This window comes from Chloroflexus sp. (genome assembly GCF_034431535.1).
In the GTDB taxonomy this organism is placed as follows: domain Bacteria; phylum Chloroflexota; class Chloroflexia; order Chloroflexales; family Chloroflexaceae; genus Chloroflexus.
The window spans coordinates 89,538-108,090 of the sequence record NZ_DAOUDC010000074.1 but is presented as its reverse complement, the minus strand read 5'-3'; the positions used below and the strand labels follow the sequence as shown (position 1 = coordinate 108,090).

The 18,553-nt window shown below is 60.8% G+C and carries 18 protein-coding genes; 10 read left to right on the top strand and 8 right to left on the bottom strand.

The genetic code is table 11. The features are described from left to right. Positions 1–39 precede the first annotated feature (39 nt). The 3 genes from U9R61_RS18825 to U9R61_RS18815 are packed head-to-tail and all read left to right on the top strand — an operon-like array spanning position 40 to position 3,058. A complete protein-coding gene (locus tag U9R61_RS18825; protein ID WP_322490352.1) occupies positions 40–654 on the top strand; it encodes a class I SAM-dependent methyltransferase in 615 nt (204 codons plus the stop codon). Between the two features lie 41 nt (positions 655–695). Continuing rightward, positions 696–1,076, top strand: coding sequence for an EamA family transporter (locus U9R61_RS18820; protein WP_322490351.1), 381 nt, complete (start codon positions 696–698; stop codon positions 1,074–1,076). After that, entirely contained in the window at positions 1,073–3,058 is a 1,986-nt protein-coding gene (locus tag U9R61_RS18815) for a hypothetical protein (RefSeq protein ID WP_322490350.1), read from the top strand. Before U9R61_RS18820 ends, U9R61_RS18815 begins: the two co-directional genes overlap by 4 nt. 513 nt (positions 3,059–3,571) lie before the next feature. Here the strand turns inward: U9R61_RS18815 and U9R61_RS18810 are convergent. Beyond that, positions 3,572–3,973, bottom strand: a complete 402-nt coding sequence (locus U9R61_RS18810; protein ID WP_322490349.1) for a cyclic nucleotide-binding/CBS domain-containing protein — start codon at positions 3,971–3,973, stop codon at positions 3,572–3,574. A 212-nt stretch (positions 3,974–4,185) separates the two neighbouring features. Here U9R61_RS18810 and U9R61_RS18805 point away from each other — a divergent pair, with 212 nt between their 5' ends. The 6 genes from U9R61_RS18805 (at position 4,186) to U9R61_RS18780 (ending at position 10,241) form a co-directional block, all read left to right on the top strand. Beyond that, a complete protein-coding gene (locus tag U9R61_RS18805) occupies positions 4,186–4,854 on the top strand; it encodes a phosphatidylserine decarboxylase (RefSeq protein WP_322490348.1) in 669 nt (222 codons plus the stop codon). Between the two features lie 10 nt (positions 4,855–4,864). Beyond that, positions 4,865–5,713 (top strand): RibD family protein, encoded by an 849-nt coding sequence (locus tag U9R61_RS18800; RefSeq protein WP_322490347.1) that lies wholly within the window; start codon positions 4,865–4,867, stop codon positions 5,711–5,713. 35 nt (positions 5,714–5,748) lie between these two features. Next, entirely contained in the window at positions 5,749–6,360 is a 612-nt protein-coding gene (locus U9R61_RS18795; protein WP_322490346.1) for a sigma-70 family RNA polymerase sigma factor, read from the top strand. A 29-nt stretch (positions 6,361–6,389) separates the two neighbouring features. Beyond that, complete coding sequence (locus U9R61_RS18790) at positions 6,390–7,142, top strand: anti-sigma factor (RefSeq protein WP_322490345.1); 753 nt, start codon at positions 6,390–6,392, stop codon at positions 7,140–7,142. Between the two features lie 275 nt (positions 7,143–7,417). Beyond that, complete coding sequence (locus U9R61_RS18785) at positions 7,418–8,944, top strand: PAS domain S-box protein (RefSeq protein WP_322490344.1); 1,527 nt, start codon at positions 7,418–7,420, stop codon at positions 8,942–8,944. 106 nt (positions 8,945–9,050) lie between these two features. Continuing rightward, a complete protein-coding gene (locus U9R61_RS18780; RefSeq protein ID WP_322490343.1) occupies positions 9,051–10,241 on the top strand; it encodes an amidohydrolase in 1,191 nt (396 codons plus the stop codon). An 88-nt stretch (positions 10,242–10,329) separates the two neighbouring features. On the opposite strand, the gene U9R61_RS18775 is transcribed toward U9R61_RS18780, so the two are convergent. Further along, positions 10,330–11,259 (bottom strand): MBL fold metallo-hydrolase, encoded by a 930-nt coding sequence (locus U9R61_RS18775; protein WP_322490342.1) that lies wholly within the window; start codon positions 11,257–11,259, stop codon positions 10,330–10,332. Positions 11,260–11,778: 519 nt separating this feature from the next. Then, entirely contained in the window at positions 11,779–13,248 is a 1,470-nt protein-coding gene (locus tag U9R61_RS18770) for an aldehyde dehydrogenase family protein (RefSeq protein ID WP_322490341.1), read from the bottom strand. Positions 13,249–13,494: 246 nt separating this feature from the next. Between U9R61_RS18770 and U9R61_RS18765 the strand changes: the two genes are divergently transcribed. Beyond that, on the top strand, positions 13,495–13,695 hold the full coding sequence (locus U9R61_RS18765) for a hypothetical protein (protein WP_322490340.1): 201 nt from the start codon (positions 13,495–13,497) through the stop codon (positions 13,693–13,695). Between the two features lie 107 nt (positions 13,696–13,802). Here the strand turns inward: U9R61_RS18765 and U9R61_RS18760 are convergent, their stop codons facing one another. The 5 genes from U9R61_RS18760 to U9R61_RS18740 form a co-directional block, all read right to left on the bottom strand. Next, positions 13,803–14,258: a SufE family protein gene (locus tag U9R61_RS18760; protein WP_322490339.1), complete on the bottom strand. Its 456-nt coding sequence runs from the start codon at positions 14,256–14,258 to the stop codon at positions 13,803–13,805. Between the two features lie 139 nt (positions 14,259–14,397). After that, entirely contained in the window at positions 14,398–14,721 is a 324-nt protein-coding gene (locus tag U9R61_RS18755) for a hypothetical protein (RefSeq protein WP_322490338.1), read from the bottom strand. 62 nt (positions 14,722–14,783) lie between these two features. Continuing rightward, positions 14,784–15,512, bottom strand: a complete 729-nt coding sequence (locus U9R61_RS18750) for a hypothetical protein (RefSeq protein ID WP_322490337.1) — start codon at positions 15,510–15,512, stop codon at positions 14,784–14,786. Beyond that, positions 15,509–17,539, bottom strand: coding sequence for a hypothetical protein (locus U9R61_RS18745; protein ID WP_322490336.1), 2,031 nt, complete (start codon positions 17,537–17,539; stop codon positions 15,509–15,511). Before U9R61_RS18745 ends, U9R61_RS18750 begins: the two co-directional genes overlap by 4 nt. Positions 17,540–17,636: 97 nt before the next feature. Then, the gene (locus U9R61_RS18740) at positions 17,637–18,473 is read right to left on the bottom strand and encodes a response regulator transcription factor (RefSeq protein ID WP_322490335.1); all 837 of its coding nucleotides are present in this window, start codon (positions 18,471–18,473) and stop codon (positions 17,637–17,639) included. Positions 18,474–18,553 lie beyond the last annotated feature (80 nt).

Here is an 18,553-nt window from a genome sequence, read left to right as displayed (position 1 = left end):
GGCTTCTATTGCCGGCGCCTCATTGCAGACTGGTTACCTATGATGCTTAATCCTGTCCTCAATCGCTTAAGCGCCACTCCTGAATTGTGGAACCGGCTGCGCTGGCTGGTCGAAGCCGGCTTCACTGGCGAACATCTGGCCATTGCCCGCGAGCTACGTCCGTGGCACGGCGACCACCGCCGGTTTCTCGATCTCGGCTGCGGCACCGGCGAGTTCGCAGCCGACTTTCCACCGCATCGCTATGTCGGCATTGACCCATCGCTCACCTATCTCCGCTTTGCGGTTCAACGCCGGCCGGGAACGTACCTTGCCGCCAGCGGCGATGCGCTGCCATTCACCGATCAGACCTTTGACGCCGGCTTGATCCTCGGCGTGTTGCACCATCTGCCCGATGCCACTGCCCGCGCCGTGATGCGCGAAGTCTACCGGGTTATGCGACCGGGGGCCACAGTGCTGGTGATGGAAGATACACCACCGCCAGCCGGCCAAAACCCGCTCGGCCACTTGATGCATGCGCTTGATCGCGGCGGCTATATCCGGCATGACGCCGATTATCAGGCAATGTTCGGCAATGGCTTTGATATCGCGCGCAACTATCACCTCCGCTCTGGAATTTGCGATTATGCCGTGTATGTTCTCCGCCGGCGACCATAATGATGAAACCGTTATTCGCTGTCTCAACCAAAGTGCGTACTATGCTGCTGGTTCTCGCTCTGTTGATTACGGCCAGCGCCCTCACCGTGACGGGTGAGGTGTTGCTCAAGATCGGCATTAACCACGTCACCACTCACGTTGGCGCTTTCTCGCTCGAACCGCGGGTGCTGTGGGCGACATTCACTGACTGGCGCGTTATTCTCGGCTTTACCCTCGTCTTTGGCGGAGCCATTTTTTGGCTGGGAGTCATTTCGCGGGTAGACCTTTCCTTTGCGTACCCGCTATTGGCGCTCAATTACGTGATCATCCTGATCCCCTCACGAGTGTTGCTGAATGAGCCAATCACGATGATCCGCCTCGTTGGCGCACTCATCATTGTGATTGGCGTGATTGTGATTACGTGGGGCAGCGGTAAATCGTGACTCTGGCGCACACCTTAGCTGATCCGCGCACGGCATTGGCAATGCGATTGCGCCACGATTGGCGGCCTGCGCTCCTGCTGCTGGCGCTCGTCCTGATTGGCTGCGGTCTGGCGTACCAAACCCCGCTCAGCGTCCACCTCGCTGTTGGCGGCGATCCGCTCACCCGCCGACGGGAAGACGATGCACCGTTTTTGCAGATGGTGCATGCGGCTGAACCGGCGCTACCGTCGGTGGCAGCGTGGTGGGAATTACCCGGCGCTGCCGATCCCTACCGCTGGACACAACCGGAGAGCGTGATTAGTTTGCCCGGCCTTGGCGGCGGATACTGGTTGATGAAGGTACGCGCGCAGGGCGGGCGGCCCGACGGCGCGCCAACTGCTACCACGTGGCACGCCGGCGCATCTCCCCCAGTGGCATTTGAACTGCCGGCAACGCCGAGCCGTCGCTATACGCTGCTCGTCCCAGCCGACGGAACGGTACGGCTGGTTATGCGGAGCGATGCGTTCCAAGCGGCCGGCGATCCGCGCGCGTTAGGCTTTGTCTTGCGCAGTACACACGTCCAGACGATCGGCGGCTGGCGCGCGCCGGATTGGGGCCAGCTCGGCTGGATTGGGCTGACCCTCGCGGCGGCGTGGTTGTGGAGCCAAATGGCGGCGCTTCCGCCACGATGGGCGCTGGGGGTGATCGGCCTCAGCGGTGGCGCCGCGATCGCGGCGATTGCGCTGGTCCGACCAGCCTTTGCGCTGCTAATGCCAATTCTGGCGGCACTAAGCACTGGCGCAACCGCTATTAACGTGGGCCTCGCGCTGCGCTGGCCGCAGCAATTGGCGTGGCGGCAAGCGATTGGGCTGGCGCTGCTCGCTCTCATTGTGCGCTTGGCCGGTTTGCTCCACCCGCATGCGATCAGCAGTGACACCGGCTTTCACGCGAATAACCTCTTGCGGTTTGGTCTCGGTCACGTCTTTCTCACTGCCGGTCTGCCCGCCGAAGCCGGCGGGGGCGTAGCGCCGTATCCAGCCGGTTTTTACCTCATAGCCCTCCCCTTCCAGTTCATGTTTGGTAACGATTTTGCCGCGCGCCGGCTAGTAGTGACGATCGTGGCCGCTGCTCTTGATAGTCTCTTCTGCTTAGCAATCTGGTGGTGGGTGCGGCAAGCCGGATTCGGGCAGCGGGCCGCACTCTTGAGCGCCGCTTGCTACCTCTTTGCCACCCAAGCGCTCGAAGCATTAGCGATTGGCGAGCTGGCTAACATAGGCGGGCAGGCCCTGATCTTGCCGGCGTTGCTTGGGCTTAGCATTGGCGCAGCGGCACACAGCAGCCGCCGGCTGGAGCTGAGCGGATTGGCGCTCGCGATTGCCGCCGGTTTGATGGCCCATTCCGGCGTGACGCTCGGCTTTGGCTTACTGATCGGCTGGGCATGGTTGTTGGCATGGCGGCAGCCAGCGGCAATCGTCACACCGGCCCGCCTCTTCATCGCCGCTGCCGGTGGGATAGCGTTGGCCTTGATCGTGATGTACACCACACCACTGTATCTCGAACTGATCAGTGGGCGTGGCGGGCAAGGCGCGAGCGGCGGGCAAGCGCCAATGCAGATCATTACCGAAACCATCCTTGCCCTTACCGGCTTGCAACCGCCACAACGGCGCGGATTACCGGTGCCGCTAGGTTTAGCGCTGGCCAATCTAGCCGGCCTTTGGATAATCTGGCGCACCCAGCAACCAACGACCACCACGCTGCGCTGGCTGCTCGGCGCGTGGTGGGGCGGCGCGCTCAGCGGTCTTGTCCTGCTCCTCATCGCCGACCAAGGGTTGCGCTGGATGCTCTTCCTCTACCCGGCGCTGTGCATACCAGCAGGCATTGCCCTCGACCGGTTAGCGACGCGCGCTGCGTGGGGCCGGGTTGCCGCAACTGCGTGGCTGATAGCAATGAACGGGCAGGGCGCACTCCTATGGGTTGGGCAAATCAGGGATTATCTGCATTAAACGGCAGGTTTGACGCTGCTGATGAGCCATGACTGGCGGGCAAGCCGCCCACACCCCCTTGCCCACGGAGCGCGGGCCGCTGGCCCGCCAAAGTGTGTTGCTAAAGACACTGCTTTGCCCCACCCCCTCCCCCACAGGAGTTGAGGATCCTCCCTCACCCCCTGCCCCGCTCTCGCTCGTGCGGGAGCGGGGCGCTGCTCCGTTCAGCGCCAGCAATACCGTGCCCGAATGGAAGGCAGATCCCCTCGCCCGCCGTCAGGTGGGCAAGGGGGGTGGTGGGTGAGGGCCATCTGCCCGCAAAGCGGGAGCCGTAATCTTAGCCCGGTCCTTCAAAGCCGGACGCCCTACACCGCTACCGGCGGGCAGGCCGCCGGCGCTCCCCTTCCCTCGGAGCACGGGCCGCTGGCCCGCCAAAGCGCGTTGCTAAAGGCCGCCCGCGCTCCGCATCCTAGCACGTAAGGGCGGGTTGCAAACCCACCCTTACGCTCGTTGCAGCGATGCAGGAACCCGCTGCTACTCTTTGGCAATATCGCGCACCACGTCCGTCACTGACAGCACACCGATTGGACGCAGGCCCTTTTCGCCCGGTTCGACGACCACCACTCGATGGATCCGGCGTTCCATCATCAGGCGACTAGCATGTTGCAGCGTATCTTGGGGCGTCACTGCTACCACATCGGTAATCATAATATGGCCGGCCGTCAAGCCGCGCCAATGCTTCCAGTACTGTTCATACAGGCGTGCATTCACCAGATCGGTGCGCGAGACCAAGCCGACCATATACCCTTCATCATCAACGACCACCAGTGCGCTGATGTCTTGTTCCGACATCTGACGGGCGACATCTTGGATCGGGGTCTCGCGCCGGCAGGTCAACACACCAACATGCATCACCTCGCCAACCGTCCGCTCCATGGGGCCTTCCTTTCACGAAACAAAGATTCCGTAAACAGTCATGATTTCCATAGTGTAATCAATCTGACACACCGCGTCAATATGGAAAGTGGTCAGCGTAGTTTGCATCATATCAACTATAGTCACAACTGACAAGCATTTGCGCAGGATGACCCTTCATGCTAGAATCACATTATCGTGAGTTATACTTTCATCAGTCGGCGGGTAGATGTATGCCAGAGCCAACGACCAATCAGCGCCAACCTTCCCTACCCGGCCTTGATGCCGAAGCGACGGCTGTGGTCGGCATCGGTTTGGGCTTGACCGGTCTTGCGCTTGGATTACGGCCAAGGCTAGCACCGGCAACCTTGGCGCTCACGGCCTTGGCAGCGGCGCTCTTCCGCAATCCGCGTCGCATCCCGCCCGACGAATCGCGCACCGTCTTTGCGATTGCTGATGGCCGCATCCAAGGGGTGCGCGAGGTCTATGAACATCGCTTCGTCCACAGTGATTGTCTCCGCCTTACCACGGTGATCGGCCCGCTTGATGTGCCGATCTGCCGCGCTCCGGTCGCCGGGAGGGTCGCGTACATTGAGCAGGTAAGGGGTGATTACCGCCCGTTGCGCGATCCGCAAGCCCCAGAACGCAACCAACGCCTCTACATCGGGATCGAGACCGTTTGGGGGCCGGTGTTGCTCTCCATTATTGCCGCGCCACTAGGGCGCTGGTTGCGGTGCGAGACAACCCAAAGCGCAACCCTTGCCGCCGGCACCCGCATCGCCAGTGTCCGGTTTGGCGGGCAAGTTGATCTCTACATCCAGCGTGATGTGATCGAACCGCAGGTGACGCCGGGTGATCGCACACTCGCCGGGCAAAGCCGGCTCGGTGCAGTGGTAGCCTGAGCGCATTCGCATGATTAGCCCGTTTACCCTCTTGTTTGAAGCGGAACCCAATCACGGTCCCGGTTTGCCGGCAGAGCTGCGCGCCATTTACGGCGGTGATTGGCGACTGCCAGCGATTCCTGCGTACCGTCCCGCCGTGTGGACGAACTTTGTCATCTCGCACGATGGCCGGATCGCGTTCAACCAGCCGGGATGGAATGGCGGCAATGCGATCAGCCGCAATAGCCGTCACGATCACTGGTTGATGGAACTGGTGCGCGCCCGCGCCGATGCGATCCTCGTCGGCGCCACCACCTTGCGCGCTGCGCGCCGCCATCGTTGGGAAGCGGGGGAATTGGTTGATTGGCCGGCTTTTGCCGCCTTGCGCGCTAGCGAAGAGCGACCTCCGCTACCGGCGCTGGTGATCCTCTCGGCAACCGGTGCGTTGCCGGCAGCGACTGCGCTGACCTTGCCGCGATCACTCTTTCTCATCACCACCGCGCCCGGCGCCGAGCGCGCGCTCGCCACTCACCCCCAGCTCACGTGTCTGGTTGGCGCTGACGGCCAGATCGATCTACCCGCTGCATTCGCTACGCTTCGCCAACGCTACGGCATTCGCACCCTCCTTAGCGAAGGCGGCGGGCGCACCTACGGTACCCTGCTCTTTACCCAACTTATTGATGAAGTCTTTCTGACCCTTAGCCCGATCATCGTCGGCAATCCATCCCCGCCAGCGCCACCCCGCCCCGGCTTGGTCGAAGGCGTTGGGTTTACCCCGCAGCATCCGCCGCGTCTCCGCCTGATCAGTCTCCGGCGCGCCGGAGATATGCTCTTCCAGCGCGCGCAATTGCACTTTGCAACCGCTGTCGAGGCGGTATAATAGAGCGCAGGCTAGCACGGAAAACGAGCGATTGCATGGCAAACGAAGAACAACGCCTAATCAGCGCGGCGCAAGCGGGCGACCTCAATGCATTTAACCAGATTGTGCGGCTGTACGAGACGCGCGTCTACAACCTTTGCTATCGTATGTTGGGTGATGCCGATGCGGCCGCTGATGCCACCCAAGACGCTTTTATCGCCGCTTTTCGCAATGTGCGCAACTTTCGCGGCGGCGTATTCAAAGCATGGCTGCTGCGAATTGCCACGAACGCCTGCTACGATGTCCTGCGCACACGCAAACGACGACCAGCGGTTTCGCTTGACAGCACGGATAACGACGACGACAACACCCGCACCGAGGTGCCCGATCCGGGTGAGAGCCTCGATGATATGGTGGTACGGCAAGAATTGAGCGCCGCTATCCAACAAGGGTTAGCCGAACTCCCGGAAGACCAGCGCATTGTTATTATCCTGAGCGATATTCAGGGCTTAGCCTATGAGGAGATTGCGCAAATTACCGGGGTGCAATTGGGTACGGTGAAATCGCGGTTGAGCCGGGCGCGAGCCAGATTGCGCGATATTTTGCGCGCCGGGGAACTCTTGCCGGCCAAATTCCGTCTAGATGATGAGTCAGATAAATCAAAATGATACCCGGCTGATAGCCGAGTGAGAAATCGATGACAACGTCGCCAGCTCCCCAATCAGAACTGCCAGAGCGCGATCTCGAATTGCTCTCGGCCTACATAGACAACGAATTAGCCCCCGCCGACCGCACTGCGCTTGAGCAACGTCTGGCGAGCGAGCCGCAGCTGCACCGCGAACTAGCTGAACTACGCGCAACCCGCGACCTCTTGCGTGAACAACCATGGGTCACGCCACCCCGATCATTTACACTCACCCCAGACATGGCCGGCATGCGCCCACACCGGTTTGCCTTGCCAAGCTGGTTGCAACCGCTCAGCGGGTTAGCCGTGCTGGCATTGGTGATGCTGATTGGTTGGCAAGTGCTGCGCCTCACCAGTGGCGCCTCGACTGCCGGCCAACCGCAGGTGATGATGGATCCGGAAATGACACCGGCTGCGATGAGTGCTGCAAGGATCGAGCCAACCGAAACGGCTGCGGCGCTCGCGGCAGCCGCCGCGATGAATGAACGCAACGAGCAGGCCCCTGAAGCAACGGCTGGAATCCTAGCGAGCGAGCCTACGGACGAAAAGGAAACGACGGTGATGCAACAACCCGCGCAGGGAGTCGGCGCAGACGGTATTGCGCCGGGAGCAGGTGGCAACGCTGGCCCGCCGCCCGATGCGCAACACCAAGCACCGCCACCAACCCAACCGCCTAGCCCGCCACCACTGCCGATCGTGATTGGCTTGGCTATGCTGATCCTCATTGCCGCTGGGGTCTGGTTCGCGCACCGCAAAGCTGAGTAACCGGCCCTCTGGTAACAAGAGCTTGTGTTCATCGCGTGCGGTAGCCAAACTGCCGCACGAGATCATTTACGGCAGCCTGTAACGTTACCTATTCTGCGCTCATCAAGCCGAACCAACCGGGTTGGATTTCATTGCCACCCTGGTTCCAATTGTCTCGATTTGCCATCAACTCGCAATGTTTCAGGCAGTACTTGCTCAATCATCTATTAGCCGCAATGTGCTATAATTAGCAAAAATAGCCTTCCTCTCCTCTGTGGGTATTAGGAACCGCAGGCATGATCGCTGCCCATCTTGCCATAGCCGACGCGCTGCGCGCTTGGTGTACCAACGCGCCTTCGTCTGATCGCCCCCTTCTTGTTGCATTGGCTGACGCGCTCAGCACGAATGACCCCTCGCATCTGCTCGCCGTGATTCGAAGTGAAGGCTCGATTGCAGCCGGTTTTCAGCGGCTCGACGCCACCCGCCGCCAAGCAACCAAACTACTGAGCGATCAACCTGCCGCTGCCGGGCCCATTGCTGATATTATTGCATCCGCCCAGCAAATTTTGATCGCTGAAGAGGAAGCATTACTACGGCGTGAACACATGCTCAACCAGCGCCTTGAGCAGAGCTTTCTCACCTCGCCGTTAGCGATGATCGAAGCCAACGAGTATGGTATTATCACGCACTGGAACCCGGCTGCCGAGCGCATTTTTGGCTGGAGCGCCGCCGAGGCGATTGGCAAAAACGCGATTGAATTGCTCGTACCCAACATTGCCCGCGAGCATGTGGAAGCGATTGTGCATGCCCTGCTGAGCGGGCAAGCCGCTAATAGCCGGAATGTCAATATCACCAAAGATGGTCGGATCATCATCTGCCAGTGGTACAACGCCGTCCTCCACCATCCTGATGGCCGGGTCGCCGGTTGGATATCACAAACCGAAGATATTACCGATCAGATCCGCGCCGAAGAGGCATTACACGAAAGCCAGCGCCGGCTCGATAGCTTGATCCGTAATTTGCCCGGCATTGCCTATCGTGTGCGCAACGACGCCAAGTGGACGACAGAGTTCATGAGTGAAGGCACGCTTGATATTACTGGCTATCCAGCGAGCGATTTTCTGCCTGCAGAAGGTCAAATGCCCCGACTTTCCTTTGGTGATCTCATTTTGTCCGAGGATGCAGAGGCAATAAGGGAAAGTGTGCATGCAGCATTAGCGCAACATCGCCAATTCGAAATCACGTACCGCATTCGCCACGCCAATGGCAGCATCCGTTGGTTGTGGGAACGCGGGGCAGGCGTATTCGATGAAGATGGCAATATCATTGCGATTGAAGGATTTATTACTGATGTCACCGCCGAACGGCAGGCCGCCGAAGAGCGGCAAGCGCTGAACGAGCGTATCATTGCGGCCCAGCAAGCTGCGCTACGCGAATTGAGCACGCCGATCGTGCCAATCAGTCAGGGGGTGATTGCGATGCCGTTGATCGGCAGCATCGACAGCATGCGCGCTCAGCAAATCATTGAGACATTGCTTGAAGGGGTGAACACGACCGGCGCCCATATTGTCATTCTCGATGTCACCGGTGTGCCGGTGGTCGACACCCAAGTCGCCAATACCCTCCTGCGCTCGGCACAGGCGGTGCGTTTGCTTGGCGCAGAAGTGTTGCTCACCGGTATCAGACCTGAAGTCGCCCAAACCATCGTCGGCTTGGGGTTAGATCTGAGCCATATCCGCACCATGGCGTCCCTGCAAGACGGTATCTTGTACGCACTAGGCCGGCAAGAAAAAGCTCGTCTTCGATCGCAACGCATTGTGTGACCGTTGTTTAGACGACCGGCGGTGACGCACATTGTTACCGCGCTTGCCTGTATCTGGAGGATAAATGAGTATCGCTCGTGTTGAGGAATAAACATAGGAGAGAATTATGATGCTGGAACGCGCGCGCGCGCTGGCTGATGAAATTGTCCGCCTTCGCCGCAATATTCACGCTCACCCCGAACTCGGTTTTCAAGAGCACCGCACTGCGGCGCTCGTTGCCGACACCTTGCACGAGATCGGCGGCATTAAGGTGACCACCGGCGTGGCCAAGACTGGCGTGGTCGGTGAGCTTGGCGATGGCGACGGGCCAGTGATCGCGATCCGGGCCGATATGGATGCGTTGCCTATCCTCGAAGAGAATCAGGTCGAATATGCCTCCACCAACCACGGTGTGATGCATGCCTGCGGCCACGATGCCCATACCGCGATGTTGCTCGGCACCGCCCACCTCTTGCGCGAGCGGTTCGCCGCCGAGAATCTGCGCGGGAAGGTGCGCTTCCTCTTTCAGCCTTCCGAAGAAGGGTGGGACGACGAGGCCAAGAGCGGCGGCCTGCGTATGGTCGAAGAGGGTGCGCTCGATGGGGTTGATGCGGTGATTGCTCTCCACGTCGATTCAACGCTGCCGCTAGGGCAGGTCACGATCCGCGGCGGGTGGACATCGGCGGCGGTGGATGATTTCAAGGGCTACATTCGCGGCACCGGCGGCCACGGCGCCTACCCGCATCTCGGCACCGACCCGGTCTTTATGCTGTCGCATGTGCTCAATGCGCTCTTCGGCATCCGCGCCCGCCTGATCAATCCGATGGAACCGGCGATCTTGAGTGTGGGTACGGTGCGCGGCGGCCATGCCTCCAACGTCATCCCCAGCGAGATCTTTGTCCAAGGCACGTTGCGCAGTTTTAGCGAAGAGGTGCGGGCCAAACTCGCTCGCGAGGTCGAACGGGCCTTCGCCGTGGCCGAAGCCTTCGGCGGCAGCGCTGAGGTCAAGATTACCCGTGGCTACCCCGCCGGCTGGAATGATGAACGAGTGGCGGAATGGATGAGCAATGTGGCCGGCGAATTTCTTGGCCCCGACGCCATTGACCGTTCGCGCACCGGTATGGGAGCCGAGGATTTCGCCTATATGACCAAGAAGGCTCCCGGCGCGATGCTGATGCTCGGTGCAGCCATTGATGACGGTATCATGCGCGCTCACCACACCCCCATCTTCGACATTGACGAGCGCGCGCTGCCGGTAGGCACGGCGATCTTGGCCGAAACGGCCCTGCGCTTCTTGCGCGGTGAAGTAACGTTGTAGGGAGAATGTGGAAATGGGACACGGATGAACACGGATCAAACGGATTGGCACGGTTGTCCGAACCGTACCAATCCGTGTCCCATTCTACTTACCTCGCCCCTAATCCCCCCAGTTTCTGCCAATAACGCGCCAAGCCGCGCCAACTCAGGTTAAGCGGGCCAGTCTGTTGAACAATCGCCAACTGCTCAGCCGGTGAGAGGGTGGCCGCTTCGCTGGCCAGCGCAGCCTCAAGCGCGGCGACGCCGGTCGCTTCATCGTGGCCGGCCAGCAGACTCTGCCGCACAATCTCGGCCCACTGCCGCAACCGCAAGCGGGCATCGACTAAATGAAACGCGACATCGTCATACGCACCGAAATGGGTCAGACACAGCCATTGCGGGTGCAACTGCTCGATCAGATCGTGGGTGCGTCCCCATGCTTCTAGATCAACATCGGGTGGTGGCGTTGCCGGACGGGTCATGCGCACGCCGGGCAAGCGAACCCCAGTATTGTCACCCACAAACGCCACCCCGTTTGACTCATCAAACCAGACCAGATGGTGCTTAGCATGGCCGGGAGCGTCAAATGCGCGCAAGGTATGGCCATTGAGCCGCAACGTCTCACCGCCGGTATAGACCCGAATGCGTTCCGGCGCAACTGGCCGTACATCGCCCCACAACACCTTCATCTGATCGCGGTACAGTAGGCCGGCGCTGTCGAGCAAGCGCGACGGATCAATGAGATGCGGCGCGCCACGTGCATGCACATGCACCACCAGATGCGGATTCTCTGCCGCCAGCAACCCGGTCGCCCCGGCATGATCGAGGTGAATGTGCGACAACACCACGGCCCGCAAATCGGCTACCGTGAGACCCTGCGCATCAAGCCCAGCTTTCAGCGCCGGCAAGGTGCTGGCCGGCCCCGGATCAACCAGCGCCGGCTCATCACCGAGCAGAAGGAAAGTACCGATCACATGTGGACGGCCAAGATGGCAAACATCGATCAGGGCAATATTGTGTGGGGTGGGGTAGACATCCATACGGTTTGGACAATGCCTTTCTGGTACAAAATTAGCTTGTTTGTATTATATGCACAGCGATGGCTGGTGGCGAATCAACCATGAGCGCCGCACGTTTGTACGGCGCTCATGTCCTGCGCTGATATGTTCAAGGGCAGACAGAATACATGAGCATAGACACAGTTAATGGCTCTGAGATACGCTATTTCACCCTCACCCCCAGCCTCTCCCATTGGCGCGGGAGAGGGGAGCAGAGCTAAGCTTTGAGGCATTGCACAGCGATCAACGGCCACACTCGATCATATGTTCTGTCCACCCCTCAACGCTGGCATGATTGTGGGGCGAAGCACGCAGCCATGCTGCCGGCCATCCTGCTGCGCTGACGCGGTATGTTTGGAGCCGCACGCCCGTGCGACCTTCATACCCTGCTAGAACCGTATGGGGCGAACCGTATGGCCGGGCCGCCGGCCTGCCCCATACGCTGACATGGTATTGTTTGGAACCGCACGGCCGTGCGGCTCTACGGGTATGGTTGGCGATTTACGATGATTGGCGGCCATACGGATACCACCACGGCTTGCGCACCATGGTGAAATCCCAATGGACGTGCTTGGTTTCGAGAAATTCTTCTAACCCCTCTTCACCCAACTCGCGCGCGCCGCCGCTGAACTTCATCCCGCCAAACGGCCCGGCGTCGTTATCGGTCAGGGGATCGTTGACCCAGCAGGTGCCGGCCTTCACCTCTTCGTAGTACTGCTTGACCTTGCGTGGGTCGTTGGTGTAGAGGTTGGCCCCTAACCCGTAATCGCAATCATTGACCAGCTCGATCGCCTCGTCGAAGGTGCGGTAGGTCATGATCGGGATCGTCGGGCCGAAGGTTTCTTCGCGCATAATGCGGAAGCTGTGATCAACGTTGGTCAGCACGGTCGGTTCGTAGAAGAAGCCACGGCTGAATTGCGGCGGCCGTCTCCCGCCGGTCAGGATGGTCGCACCGCGCGCTCGCGCCTCTTCAACGTGATCCTCAACCTTGGCGCGGTATTTCTCGCCGACCAGCGGGCCAATGTCGGTATCGGGATCCATCCCCGGCCCTAACCGCAGTGAGCGTACAAACTCCACCAACCGCTCGGTGAAGGGGCGGGCAATCGACTCATGCACGTAGACCCGTTCGGTGCTGGTGCAGACTTGGCCGGCATTGAGCAGCGCCGCCCATGCCACGCCGGGCACTGCCACGTCGAGATTAGCGTCTTCGGCAACGATAAACGCATCTTTGCCGCCCAATTCGAGGTGTGTCTTCTTGACCCGCTCGGCGGCCAGCCGGGCAATCTCGCGCCCGGTGGCAAAGCTTCCGGTGAATGCGATCATCTGGGTGCGCGGGCTGACCACCAACTCACGGCCCACATCACCAAAACCGGTCAGAATGTTGAGCACGCCGGGAGGCAGGTGATCGCAGCACAATTCGGCGAAGCGCAACGTCGCCAGCGGCGTCATCTCGCTTGGCTTGAGCACGACGGTATTGCCGGCAGCCAGCGCCGGCGCCACCTTCCACGACATCAGCAGCAATGGGTAGTTCCACGGCACAATCGCCGCCACTACCCCATACGGCTCTTTCAACACCATCGCCAGTTGGGTCGGCTCAACCGACGGAATCACCCGCCCGCGCGTGTTACGCTGCAACTCGGCGTAGTAGTCAAAACAGGCCGCGCACCAGCCAATCTCATCGCGGTTTTCGACCAGCGGCTTGCCACCCTCCAGCGTCAATAGCGTCGCCAGCTCTTCGGCATGCGCCCGCATCTTGTGGGCAATCTCGTGCAACGCATGGGCTTTATCGTGCGCCGTCGCACGCCGCCACTCACGAAACGCCCGTTCGGCGGCAATCATCGCCTGTTCGGCATCAGCAGCCGTCGCCCGCGGCACGTACTCGATCACCTCTTCGGTGGCCGGGTTATGCACCGGAAAGACCTCGCCTTGCGCTGCTGCCTGCCATTGACCGTTAATGAGCATTGCCGGCATGAAACCTCCTTGTTTCGCTTGGGTAATAAGTGGACGTATACTGCCCCACAGAGGGCGCAGAGGGACATGGCACAACTAAGGATGTGTCGTTTGTGCCCGCCCAGCGGAATCCGTGGCATCCTTATTCGCTGTTCAGCATGATCACAGTGTTTGTAAAGGAAATGCCATTATTTCCCAACTTGACGAAGCGCGTCATAACCTCTATAGTAAGATTGTGAGCAATAGCACAAATGGTGGAGACCTCAAATGATTATCCGGCTGTTTGGTTCTGAACCGACGACTGCTACCCCCGCCTGCCAAGGGCGCCGGCGGCGCTGCCGGCTCGTGCATGGCTCGCCGCACGTCTACCGCCGCGCATTGCTCTACCGGCTCGGCATTGCCGATGGTCGCCGCCCAGCGGTGGTCTTTAATACGATTGCCCAAGCACTGCGCAACGCTCGCGTCTAAAACCTATTCTACCGCCACGCCTTGCTTTACCGGCTTGGCATTGCCAATGGTCACCGACCGGCGGTGGTCTTCAACCTCATTGCCCCAACCCTGCGCAATGCCCACCTCTAAGCTGTCTCCGCCGGCGCTTGCTCAAGCAGGCGCAAGGCCTGCCGCTTCATATAGACCAGCAGCGCACCAATCCCGTTCAAGCGCTGCGGGCTCAGCACCTGATGCAACCCCATCTGCTGAATAAAGTCGCTCGATACCGCTAGCGCCTGCGCGGGGGTTAAGCCGTTCATCCCCTCGCGCAAGATGGCGGCGAAGCCACGGATCGTCGGCGCTTCCGGCGGCACATCAATATGGTAGACGATCTGATCGTCATCGCGCTGCGCGATCACAAACACCGGCGACATGCACTCATGCACCTGTTCCATACCGCGGTGATCGCGCAATTCGGGCGGCAACGGCGGCAATTGATCAGAAAACTCCAGCAACAGTTCTAGCTTCTCTTCACGGCTGGCTGCGCCGAAATCAGCCGCGATCTCGGCCAGCCGCGGCGGGATGAAGGTGTGGTCATTCATGTTGGTGATTCCGTTACTAACGAAATGAATGTCATCCTGCATAGCGAGATGGCGCCAACCAACCCTCTGCACATCTAGCGATTAGCGATCACGGTGGCAGAACGCGCGGGTTCGTTTTTCATTCCCCACTCCCATCGCTTCACCGCCGTTGCAGCAGACCAATCAACGCACCCAACACGCGCGCCCGATATTCCGTTGCAGTGGCGACATTGGCCTGATGAATCTCGAACAGTCCGCTGTCTACCTCCAACATGCCACCCGGCCCTTCCCGCATCGGCACGGTCGCTTCGCAATCGCCATCGAGCCGGATGATGGTCTTGGCCGCCGGGCGCGGTGTTTCAGCACTGGCTACCGGCCCAACCACGACATACGACGTCGTGACCTCCATCACAGCCGCATCGGCCACGTAAGCGGCCACTTTTGCCGCGGCGCTGCGGATCGAATTTTCTAGTTCGCTGGCCATCACGATGCTCCTTATTCGGCGCGGGAGTAGCGAGACGTTGTGAGGCAGCGTCTCTATAGGCATCATACCATCGGTTGGGGCACTTCGGCCAATACTTCTTGCACAAATCGCCAGACTGCCGGCAGCGCCATAATTACGCCAGCCGGTGATGTAACCATAGTGGCGACGATCGCGGCGCCACGCCCGACCAACCCGAACAAGCGCAACAGTCCGGCGCGCGAGCGGAGGGCTAGCGCCAGCGTTTGGTGGTGGAGCTCCGCTTGGGTGGAGTCGATCCCGGCTATCAGCAGCGAACGGGCATCGCCGTGCCAGTTGATCCGGGTGCGCCCGATCAATCGCCCACCCTGCACCGTTTCGACCGTCGCGTACCCGCCGAGCGCCTCACGGGTCTGCGCGCTCAGGGCCGCAATCTGCTCTTGCGCCGCCTGACACTGCGCTTGCAGCGTATCGCTCAAGCCAAAACTCGCCTCCTCCGGCTGCACTGCCCACAACCCGTTCAGCAAGGCTTGTTCGGCAGGTGGCAGCGCCAAACTAAAACTGACGGCCCCGCTCACCACCCGCTGCAAACGGAGCTCGATCGTCGCCAGCGCCGCTTCGTGTGCACCAAGCTGGGCCAGCGCCGCGCGCAAGGCCGCCTGCGCCGCCGCCGGATCGTCCGGCAAACGCGCCTGCCAAATCACATCGGGTTGTTCGCCAAGTGAAAACGAGCTGCCAACGGCCTGCGCTTGCCACGGCCCCGGCGGTGCGATGGCCGCCGGCAACGGCTCGATAACGGTAAACACCGTGTTCATTTGCCTTGCAATGCACTCAACAGACCTGCCGCCGCTGCGGCAATAGCCTTCACCATCTCGGCCCGGTTGGCTTGCGCCTGTTGTACCATACTTACGTGGATGGCCCACAAGCGCTCATCAACCCCCTCATCACTCAGCGGCACCAGCACCTGCGTATCGCCGTCAAGGCTCATCCGGGTGACAGCGCGGAGCGTCGCACCGCGGAAATCGCCTTGCCGGTAGTTGATCGTCTCCGGTGCTTCAGCGACGTAGGTCTCAACCTCCAGATGGGCGGCATTGGTAATTACCTGCTGCAACGTCGCCGCCAACCGCTCGCCGAATTGCTGCAACGACTCAGTCAGCTTCTGCACAGCTTCCGCCGGTTTGTTGCCGAATAAGCCAAAACTGGCCGCCGCATCGGGTAGCGCCACCGGAATGACCGGCGTCTCCGGCGGCAGGCTGCCGGCAGGTACCGGCACTGCTACCTGTACCACCGGCGTGACCGGCGCTGCCGGCGGTGGCGTGACCGGCGCTGCCGGCGGTGGCTCGGCCCCAACCGGCGTACTCGCCAAACGCGGCGCCTCGGCTACCGGCGCAGCTGTCGCCTGCGGGCACAGCCGCGCTGCTGGATCGCCAACAATGATATAACTCCGCGCATCGTTATGTTCAGTCCAGCGCGTCGCCAACTCAACCGGATCGGGGGATTGGCCCCAGCGTGCATTCTCAACCTCTTCGGTCAGCACGGTCGCCAATTCGGCATACCGTTCGTTGAAAAACTCCAGCGCATAGCCGACCGGCGTCCCGGCAAAGAGCAACCGGCGCAAGGCGCTGCTAAACGTCTCGATCTGCTTGCCGCCGCGCGCATCGCTAAACGAGAATGTCCACGCTCGTTCGACATGGCCGATGAAGGCCAGCGCGCCGCCGCGCGGCAAACCGAGCAAGCGGCGGGGCAAGCCAGCCACAAACGCATGCGGCGCAATGGCCGAGCGAACACCGCGCAGATGGGGAAAATCGTCGTCGCGCGGGCAACCGGCCCCAAAACAGGCAAACTGGAACACAAACGCGCCGCGCAACGAGGCATCGCTGGCGATGTCTTCACCGGCGAGGTAAAACCGCGGCGGGATCGCGCGGTTGCGCCATGCCTGCGGGCCGGGCCAATCGGCGCACAAGATCGCGCCTTGATGCGGCAACTGGCGCGGATCAACCGCTTCAAACTCGACGCCGTGGCTGGCAGTGAAGAGCAAGGCAGGCGGTTCGGCGTGCAACAGGTGGAGCAGCCGGTCTTTGGTGGCCTCGGCGCCGGTAATGGTCGCAAACGACCAATTGCCGCGTTGCGGGTGGTTGGCCAATGCAGCAGCCAGCGGTTGCACCAACCCGTGCAAACTGCGGCTGGTTGCCATATCGTCGGGGTTCTGCACCCCGGCGAACACCACGCGCCGCGGCAACGTCACCCCGTCGCGTTCGGCCTGCACAACGCTGCGAGCATAGGCAGCGTATTCCTCAAGCGTATCAAAGTAGATGCGCCCAACCGCATACTGCACATCGAGTTGGTACTGAAAACGGAAGTGAATCTCTTCAGGCGAACCGACCAACAACAGATAATAGGGAAACCGATCCGGATCGACCGGCCCGCTGGTCGCCGCACCCTGCCGGCGTAAAAACGCCGCCTTGCTTTCGCCGGGCCGATAGCCTTGCGGGCCGAAACACTCGCGGTAGCGCGGGCCGGCTTGCGCCTGCCGCCACTGCAACAACTCGCTAAGCGCCTCACGCAGCGGCGCCGCATCAACCGTAGCCGGAAAGATCACTCCCCAACCGGCTTCGGCCAGATCGGTGGGATCAACCCCTTCTTTCACGCGAAACGCGCCACTCGCATCGGCCAGATGCCGTTCGCGCAATGCGGCGCGCTGTTCAGGGTCGGGGTCGATCTGATCGGGCGATGGCCGTTCACCGAGGATCAAGCGAGCCAACTCGGCGATTGCAAGCGGCTCGTGGGCGTACTCGCCGCGGCTCGCATTCACGCCATTGAAATAGAGCCACTCATCGGCCATACTGCTTTCCTAACCGCGAGTGCCGTTGCAATGCAATGGCGCTCACCTTAGCTGTCGCGAAGGAAGCCACTCGTTGGCTCTTAGTGATGGAGCACGCTTAAATCTGCAAAATATACCCCTTGCCGCGCACATTCAACAAATAGCGCGGCGCGCTCGGTTCGGGTTCGATCTTCTGGCGCAGATGGTGAATATGCGGCTTAATCAGCTCACCCGCCTCGAGATCGGTCGTATCGTAACCCTGCGCGCAGCGCACCAACTGGGTGTACGACAGCATCTGCCCGGCGTGCTCGGCAAGACAGAGCAACAGGCGAAACTCGGTCGGCGTCAGGTTGAGTGAACGCCCGTTGAGCGTCGCCGTCTGGTGCCACGTATCGAGCGTCAGCGGGCCAATGGTCAGCGTGCGCCCAGCCGGTTCGGCTTGCGCCGGCTGTGGCGGAGGCGGCGGGGTTGCTGCCGGCTGCGCCGGCGCCACTGGCGGCGCCGTAACCGCCACCTTGCCGCCGGTCAGCTCCTGTACCGCCGCGCCGATCGTATCAAGCAGATCGCTCTGGCGGCGACGGGCAGCTCGCTCTTCGAGACCAGCAGCCACGCGCGCCAAAATTTGATTGGGATCGCTGGTCTTCAAGAGATAATCGAAAATTCCGAACCGGATGCCTTCGATGGCCGAATCAAGCGAGCCGTGTCCGGTCAAGACAATAATAATCGCATCATGACCGGCTTCGCGCACTTTGGTCACCACTTCCATTCCCTTCATGCCGGGCATCTGCAAATCGACCAGCATGAGATCAAACGGTTCCCGCTCAAACAACGCCACCGCCTCTTCGCCGGAGGCCGCCGTGGTCACTGAATAACCGGCCCGGCTGAGCAAGGCATTCAGAGTCAAGCGGATATTCTGCTCATCATCAACTACCAACACCCGGGGCTGGTTCGTCATAGGAATTTGCGCTCCGTCCCGATTGCGACTATAGTTGGGATTATTATTGGCTTATCATAGCATGAGCTGGTAGCATGGTC

Excerpts from the sequence above, each read along its gene's own strand:
- U9R61_RS18765 (WP_322490340.1), top strand. The coding sequence starts at position 13,495 with ATGATTATCCGGCTGTTTGGTTCTGAACCGACGACTGCTACCCCCGCC.
- U9R61_RS18755 (WP_322490338.1), bottom strand. The coding sequence starts at position 14,721 with ATGGCCAGCGAACTAGAAAATTCGATCCGCAGCGCCGCGGCAAAAGTG.
- U9R61_RS18800 (WP_322490347.1), top strand. The coding sequence starts at position 4,865 with ATGATTAGCCCGTTTACCCTCTTGTTTGAAGCGGAACCCAATCACGGT.
- U9R61_RS18805 (WP_322490348.1), top strand. The coding sequence starts at position 4,186 with ATGCCAGAGCCAACGACCAATCAGCGCCAACCTTCCCTACCCGGCCTT.
- U9R61_RS18810 (WP_322490349.1), bottom strand. The coding sequence starts at position 3,973 with ATGGAGCGGACGGTTGGCGAGGTGATGCATGTTGGTGTGTTGACCTGC.
- U9R61_RS18760 (WP_322490339.1), bottom strand. The coding sequence starts at position 14,258 with ATGAATGACCACACCTTCATCCCGCCGCGGCTGGCCGAGATCGCGGCT.
- U9R61_RS18825 (WP_322490352.1), top strand. The coding sequence starts at position 40 with ATGATGCTTAATCCTGTCCTCAATCGCTTAAGCGCCACTCCTGAATTG.
- U9R61_RS18820 (WP_322490351.1), top strand. The coding sequence starts at position 696 with ATGCTGCTGGTTCTCGCTCTGTTGATTACGGCCAGCGCCCTCACCGTG.
- U9R61_RS18795 (WP_322490346.1), top strand. The coding sequence starts at position 5,749 with ATGGCAAACGAAGAACAACGCCTAATCAGCGCGGCGCAAGCGGGCGAC.
- U9R61_RS18770 (WP_322490341.1), bottom strand. The coding sequence starts at position 13,248 with ATGCCGGCAATGCTCATTAACGGTCAATGGCAGGCAGCAGCGCAAGGC.
- U9R61_RS18775 (WP_322490342.1), bottom strand. The coding sequence starts at position 11,259 with ATGGATGTCTACCCCACCCCACACAATATTGCCCTGATCGATGTTTGC.
- U9R61_RS18745 (WP_322490336.1), bottom strand. The coding sequence starts at position 17,539 with ATGGCCGATGAGTGGCTCTATTTCAATGGCGTGAATGCGAGCCGCGGC.
- U9R61_RS18785 (WP_322490344.1), top strand. The coding sequence starts at position 7,418 with ATGATCGCTGCCCATCTTGCCATAGCCGACGCGCTGCGCGCTTGGTGT.
- U9R61_RS18750 (WP_322490337.1), bottom strand. The coding sequence starts at position 15,512 with ATGAACACGGTGTTTACCGTTATCGAGCCGTTGCCGGCGGCCATCGCA.
- U9R61_RS18740 (WP_322490335.1), bottom strand. The coding sequence starts at position 18,473 with ATGACGAACCAGCCCCGGGTGTTGGTAGTTGATGATGAGCAGAATATC.
- U9R61_RS18790 (WP_322490345.1), top strand. The coding sequence starts at position 6,390 with ATGACAACGTCGCCAGCTCCCCAATCAGAACTGCCAGAGCGCGATCTC.
- U9R61_RS18780 (WP_322490343.1), top strand. The coding sequence starts at position 9,051 with ATGATGCTGGAACGCGCGCGCGCGCTGGCTGATGAAATTGTCCGCCTT.